The following is a 6,671-nucleotide window of genomic DNA, read 5'->3' as shown; positions in this document are numbered from 1 at the left end:
CCGAACTCAGCAGTGAAACGATGCATCGCCGATGGTAGTGTGGGGCTTCCCCATGTGAGAGTAGGTCATCGTCAAGCACAAAACGCAGAACCCCGATCAGGAAACTGATCGGGGTTTTGTCTTTTCCGGGGCGGGGTTTTGCCGGTTGCCTGCTCCGTGTCGCGCCGATGCGGTATAATTTTCACATTACGGCATGTGTCACCGAGGAGACAGGCAGATGAGTCAGGATCGCGTCATCATTTTCGATACCACCTTGCGTGACGGCGAGCAGAGCCCCGGTGCCTCGATGACCCGGGAAGAGAAGCTGCGTATTGCCAAGGCGCTGGAAAAGCTGCGGGTCGATGTCATCGAAGCCGGTTTCGCCATCGCCAGTCCTGGTGATTTCGAGGCGGTGAAAAGCATTGCCGATACCATCAAGGACAGCACTGTCTGCAGTCTTGCGCGGGCGGTCGATGCGGATATCGATCGGGCGGCCGAGGCGTTGGTCAATGCCAACTCCGGACGCATTCATACCTTCATTGCGACCAGCCCGATCCATATGCAGCACAAGCTGCGACTGCAGCCCGATCAGGTGATCGAGCAGGCGGTACATGCGATCAAGCGCGCGCGTAACCTGTGCGCTGATGTGGAGTTCTCCTGTGAGGACGGTGGCCGCTCGGAAATCGACTTCCTGTGCCGAATCATCGAGCGGGCCATCGATGCCGGCGCCCGTACCATCAATATTCCCGATACCGTGGGTTATGCGATCCCGCACCAGTTCGCCGAGACCATTCGCCAGATCATCGAGCGGGTACCCAATGCCGACAAGGCGATCTTCTCGGTGCATTGCCATAATGACCTCGGCCTGGCGGTAGCCAACTCGCTCGCAGCGGTGACGGCGGGGGCACGCCAGGTCGAGTGCACCATCAACGGCCTGGGTGAGCGTGCTGGTAATGCCTCGCTAGAAGAGATCGTCATGGCGATCAAGACCCGTCAGGACATTCTTGGCGTGCAGACCGGTATAGTGACTGAGCATATCCTCAGCACTTCCCGGCTGGTCTCAAGTATCACCGGGTTCCCGGTACAGCCGAACAAGGCCATCGTCGGTGCCAATGCCTTCGCCCATGAGTCGGGTATCCACCAGGATGGCGTGCTCAAGCACCGGGAAACCTACGAGATCATGAGTGCCCAGTCGGTGGGCTGGCATGCCAACAGGCTGTCGCTGGGCAAGCTGTCCGGACGCAATGCGTTCCGTACCCGTCTGCAGGAGCTGGGGATCGAACTGACTGATCAGGATGAGCTGAATGCCGCCTTCGCCCGCTTCAAGGAGCTGGCGGACAAGAAGCATGAGATCTTCGATGAGGACCTGCAGGCATTGGTATCCGATACTGTGACCGATGTAGTGGAACGCATGCGGCTGGTGTTTCTGGATGTCACCTCGCGTACCGGTGAAACCCCTGTGGCGAAGGTTACCGTGGAAGTGGACGGTGTCGAGCAACAGGCTTCGGCATCGGGCTCCGGTCCGGTGGATGCCGCCTTCCGCGCTGTGGAGCAGGTCGCCAACTCGGGTGCCACATTGCAGCTGTATTCGGTTAACGCGATCACCGAAGGTACCGACTCCCAGGGTGAGGTAACCGTCCGCCTGGAGAAGGGTGGGCGCATCGTCAATGGCAATGGTGCCGATACCGATATCGTGATTGCCTCCGCCAAGGCCTACATCAATGCGTTGAATCTGATGCACTCGGGCGCGCACAAGGCGCACCCGCAGGTCGAAGGTATCTGATGCTGGAGTCGACGCGCCTGGATTATCTGACGGCCATGGGCGTGACCGGATGGGTGCCGCGTCATGCCCTGGCCAACGCGGCCTTCCGTGTTCCACCGGAACTGCCGGAAATAATGGATGAGCCACAGCAGACGGTGAACGTCGAGGTGGCTGCACCTCTGGTCACTCCGCCAGTGGCCACATCGCAGGTAGCGGCATCCGCCCGGGCGAAGATCATCGTTCGCCCCTCCAAGCCCGAGCTGGCACCGGCCCGGGTGATTGCGCCGCCGACGGTCGAGGCCGAGGTCAAGCCGCTGCCGCTGGAGTCCTTCTACCTGCAGTTGTGGATGGCTGGCCCCTGTGCGCTGTTGATCGAGGCCGCGGAGCCGGGACTGGAAAGTGCCTCGCCCGCGCTGCGTCTGCTCAAGGATATCCTGCGCGCCGTCAGACTGCCGCAGGTGCCGCACCTGTATGCTGATTTCCATTGGCCGCTGAACCGGAATCCGCAGTTCGATCGCAGTGCACCGGCAGCCAGCCTGGCATTGCAGGCATTCATGCAGGGAAGGCTGGAAAGTGAGCCCGTGGTATCCATCGGTTGTTTTGGTACTTACCCTCGGCTGTTGCTGGGGCCAGAACTCGAGGGGCAGGACCTGCCTTATGGCCGGGAGGAGGCGTTGGATAATCTGCCGCCGGCCTGGTTTGCGCCCGACCTGGAGGCCCTGATGAAGGACTCCGAGAGCAAGGCGCAGCTGTGGCAGCAACTCAAGCGCATCATGTCCCGCTGGCAGGTTGAGCAATGATTGAACCGGTATTCCGTCCCATGACCGAGGCGGATGTGGAGGCGGTGCTGACTATCGAGTTTGCCGCTTTCAGTCACCCCTGGACCCGGGGGATATTTCTCGATTGTGTGAAATCCGGCTATGAATGCTGGCTGATGTTCCTCGGTGATCAGCAGATTGGTCACGGCGTGTTGTCGGCGGCGGGGGATGAGTCCCATCTGCTCAACCTGACGGTCAAGCCGGAGAGCCAGTGCAATGGACTGGGTGGCAAGCTGCTTGCGCACCTGATGGAGCAAGGCAAGAACCGGGGGGCTGAGACGGCCTTTCTCGAGGTCAGGGAGTCCAATGATCCAGCCATTCGACTGTATGAACGCTTTGGATTCAATGAAATCGGTCGTCGTCGCGGCTACTATCCCGCCGTCGGCGGTCGTGAAGATGCTCTGGTCATGGCCTATTCACTAATCGACTGAGCATCGCTCACTCACCACCAATGGGTTGTCTATGTCCACGCGCCAATGGGCTGTCATCGGCCTGCTGACCACCGCTCTGGCCTGGGCCGGGAACGCATTGATCGCCCGGGCCTCGGCCGGGATGTTGCCGCCGATCAGCCTGTCCTTCTGGCGTTGGAGCTGTGCCTTGCTGCTGTTGCTGCCATTCACTGCAAAGGGTGTGTGGCAGTATCGCCAGATCCTGCTCACACACTGGAAGCGTCTGGTCATACTGTCGGCACTCAGCATCTCGTCGTACAACACCTTGCTGTATCAGGCTGCGCAAAGCACCACTGCCATCAACCTGACGCTGGTCGGCACTGGGCTGCCGGTAGCGGCGTTTTTCTGGTCGCTGTTGTTGCTGCGCCAATGGCCGGCCCGGGCCACGCTCTGTGGTGCTTTTCTGGGATTCTGCGGGTTGCTGTTGATTCTCGCCGGCGGCCAGCCAGAGCGTTTGCTGATGCTGGAATTCAATGACGGCGACCTGATCATGCTGGCGGCGGTGCTGTCCTGGGGATTGTATTCGGTGTTGCTGCAGCGCTGGGTAATGCCGATACCGGGGCTGGTGTTGATGGCCGCCATGCTGCTGTGCGGTGTGCCGCTGCTAGTACCGTTCTTCCTGTGGGAGCTGGTGCATGTCGGGTCGATGCCGCTGACCTGGCAGGCGGCGGGTGCGGTGGGATATACCGCGGTGTTTGCTTCGCTGGTGGCTTATGTCGCCTGGAACAATGGGGTCAAGGTTCTGGGGCCGGCTACCGCTTCGCTGTTCAGTTATCTCACGCCGGTGTTTACCGCGCTGCTGGGAGTGCTGTTATTGCGTGAGCAGCTGCATTGGTATCACCTGGTCGGTGGAGCGCTGACCTTTCTCGGGTTGCTGTTGGCGACACGGTGGCCACAGGTCAGTCGATAGAGGGTTGTCTGGATTGCTCTCGCCATTGGCGGGGCGCCTGGCCGCTCCAGCGCCTGAAGGCCCGCGAGAAAGCGGTTTCGTCGGCGTAGCCCAGGTGCAGAGCCAGATCGGTTATCGACTGATTGGAAAGCTGCAGCTGTTGTCTGGCCTCACTGTAGCGTACTTCATCGAGTAGTTCGCGGAAGCTCAACGACTGGCTCTGCAGCGCTTGTTGCAGGCTGCGCGGGTGGCGTTCGAGCAAACGCGCGACTACCTCCAGGCGTGCTTCGCCGGTGGGCAGGATCGACTGCAGAATCAAGCGCACCTGGCTGGCCAGGTCCGCTGGCACCTGATGACGGTGGGCGTACTCCTCCAGCAGGTGGCTCTTGAGCTGAGGGCGTTGCTCCAGTGGACGCAGGCCAAGGGTCTGGGCGCTGGCCTGGATGCTGTCGCTGGGCTGCTCGAACAGCACCGGGCAACCGAAGAAGCGCTCGTAGTCCGCCGCCTGCCCCATGCAGGTGTGCCGCATGGATACCCTCAGTGGCTGCCACTGATCGCCGAACAGGCTGCGCATGGAGCGGTGCACCACCCCCAGGCCCAGCTCCAGCAACTGGCGCAGATCCGCCGACTCCTGCAAATGCAGACGATATTCCACTTCCAGGTATTGCTCGGCCTGTCGTGCACTCAGGACAATACCCTGGGCATGCAGGTGGACATACTGCTGGGTCAGTTTGAGTACCTCGGTAAAACTTTCCGCCTGGGACAGCAGCAGACCGAAGGGGCCAAGCACCAGGTAGTCATGGTATTCGCTCAGGCGCAGGCCGAAGTCCGGGCAACGGCCATTCTCGGCAGCAAAGTTCAATGCCTGGGCAAAGCGGGCATAGGGCAGGTGCAGGTCAGGGCGGCGCAGCAGCAGCGGATCCAGACCGCAACGCAGCAGCACATCATGGGGATTGAGACCCTGTTCGCGGCACAGGCTGTCGAAACCGATGAACACGGCACTTCGGGCTATCTGCTGGGACATACCAATACCGGCTGGGGCACATGCCTGCAGCCTGTGCATGCTTGCATGAAATGTCAACTTTGTATTCGTGAAATGTCAGGCTGATTTTCCTCCGGCTGCCTATCATCAAGGCAATACCAAGGGAGGGTAGTTCATGACCAAGGCGCGCCATGCTTGTGAAACGCTGGTGATTGGTGCCGGTCTGGCCGGCATCTGCACCGCGCTGGAGCTGCTGGATCTGGGACGTAGTGTATTGCTGCTGGATGCCGCACCGCGCAGCCAGTGTGGTGGGCAGGCCAATGATGCCTTTGGTGGCATGTTGTTCTGTGGCACGCCTGAGCAGAGACGCAATGGCATCCCCGACTCGCCGCAATTGCTGCTGGAGGACTGGTGCCGGGCGGCACTGTTTCAACCGGATGATCTGTGGGCACAGCGCTGGGCCGAGGCCTACGCCGCACGCAACCGCGCCGATATCTACGACTGGCTGCACGCGCGCGGTATCCGCTTCTTCCCCGCAGTGCAGTGGGCAGAGCGCGGCAATCACGGGGATGGCAATTCGGTCCCGCGCTACCATGTGGCCTGGGGCTGTGGTCGGGGCATAGTGCAGACAGTGGCAACGCAGCTGTTCGGCCATGCGCGCCAGGAACGGTTGCAGACACTGTTCGACCATCGAGTCAGGAGTCTGGTGCAACGCAATGGGGCGGTGGTCGGCTGCCAGGGTAGCAGCCCGCAGGGTGAATTCGAGGTGGAGGCCGAGCATGTGGTGCTGTGCAGTGGCGGTATCAACGGCAATCTCGAACTGGTACGGCGGCACTGGGATCCGATCTATGGTCCCTGTCCCGCTAACCTGCTCAATGGTACCGATCCGCGTGCCGATGGTGCCCTGCACGAGCAGGTGCGGCAGGTCGGCGGCCAGGTAGTCAAACTTGGCCAGATGTGGAACTACGCTGCCGGTATCGCCCACCCCCGGCCGCAGTATCCGCAGCATGGTATCAGCCTGATTCCCGCTCGTTCGGCCCTGTGGCTGGAACCCAGCGGGCGACGTATTGGCCCGCCGCCACTGGTGACCGGCTTCGACACTCACGACCTGTGCAAGCGCATCGGCCACCTGCCTGGCCAGTACGGCTGGCAACTGCTCAATTGGCGTATCGCAATCAAGGAGCTGGCGGTATCGGGCACCGACGCCAACCCCTTGTTCCGTGATCGCAAACTGCTGCGTCTGCTGTGGCAGGCATTACATGGCAATCGCCAGCTGGTGCATGAGCTGATCGAGCAGTGTCCCGATGTGCTGGTCGCCGACAGCATCGACGATCTGGCCCGGCACATGGCTGCGCTGGCCAACGACGGCCGCCTGGTTCCCCAGGCCATGCGCGCGGATATCGAACGCTATGATGCCGCCATCGCCCGGGGACCTGCGCTGCACAATGATGAGCAATTACGCCGTCTGCAGCAGCTACGCCAGTGGCGCAGCGACCGCATGCGCACCTGCCGCTTCCAGAAGATCCTCGATCCGGCTGCGGGGCCGCTGATGGCCATTCGCACCCGGCTGATCAGTCGCAAGAGCATGGGCGGGATGCTTACCGATCTGCACGCCCGGGTACTCGATATGCAGGGCCAGGCAATGCCGGGGCTGTATGCTGCAGGTGAGGCGGCCGGTTTTGGCGGCGGCGGCATCAGCGGCATACGCTCGCTGGAAGGCACCTTCCTGTCCAATTGCATCTTCAACGGGCGGCGGGCGGCACGAGCCATTGCCTGCCGGCCCCTGGAATAA

General features: G+C 61.5%; 6 protein-coding genes. 5 read left to right on the top strand and 1 reads right to left on the bottom strand.

The features are described 5' to 3' along the window. Positions 1–217: 217 nt before the first annotated feature. From CQ007_RS14015 to CQ007_RS14000, 4 genes are read left to right on the top strand one after another with little or no spacing between them, the layout of a single operon-like run. Positions 218–1,762, top strand: coding sequence for a 2-isopropylmalate synthase (locus tag CQ007_RS14015; RefSeq protein WP_105646452.1), 1,545 nt, complete (start codon positions 218–220; stop codon positions 1,760–1,762). After that, positions 1,762–2,541 (top strand): hypothetical protein, encoded by a 780-nt coding sequence (locus tag CQ007_RS14010; protein WP_105646451.1) that lies wholly within the window; start codon positions 1,762–1,764, stop codon positions 2,539–2,541. Before CQ007_RS14015 ends, CQ007_RS14010 begins: the two co-directional genes overlap by 1 nt. After that, positions 2,538–2,990, top strand: a complete 453-nt coding sequence (gene rimI / locus CQ007_RS14005; RefSeq protein ID WP_105646450.1) for a ribosomal protein S18-alanine N-acetyltransferase — start codon at positions 2,538–2,540, stop codon at positions 2,988–2,990. Before CQ007_RS14010 ends, rimI begins: the two co-directional genes overlap by 4 nt. 31 nt (positions 2,991–3,021) lie before the next feature. Next, positions 3,022–3,918, top strand: a complete 897-nt coding sequence (locus CQ007_RS14000; RefSeq protein ID WP_105646449.1) for a DMT family transporter — start codon at positions 3,022–3,024, stop codon at positions 3,916–3,918. On the opposite strand, the gene CQ007_RS13995 is transcribed toward CQ007_RS14000, so the two are convergent. Beyond that, the gene (locus CQ007_RS13995) at positions 3,908–4,921 is read right to left on the bottom strand and encodes an AraC family transcriptional regulator (protein ID WP_105646448.1); all 1,014 of its coding nucleotides are present in this window, start codon (positions 4,919–4,921) and stop codon (positions 3,908–3,910) included. The genes CQ007_RS14000 and CQ007_RS13995 overlap by 11 nt on opposite strands. 133 nt (positions 4,922–5,054) lie before the next feature. On the opposite strand from CQ007_RS13995, the gene CQ007_RS13990 reads away from it, so the two are divergent. Then, on the top strand, positions 5,055–6,671 hold the full coding sequence (locus tag CQ007_RS13990) for an FAD-binding dehydrogenase (RefSeq protein ID WP_105646447.1): 1,617 nt from the start codon (positions 5,055–5,057) through the stop codon (positions 6,669–6,671).

The organism is Pseudomonas sp. MYb185, from assembly GCF_002979975.1.
In the GTDB taxonomy this organism is placed as follows: Bacteria; Pseudomonadota; Gammaproteobacteria; order Pseudomonadales; family Pseudomonadaceae; genus Halopseudomonas.
Note: the sequence above shows the minus strand (reverse complement) of the source record. Positions and strands in the feature narration are given on the sequence as shown.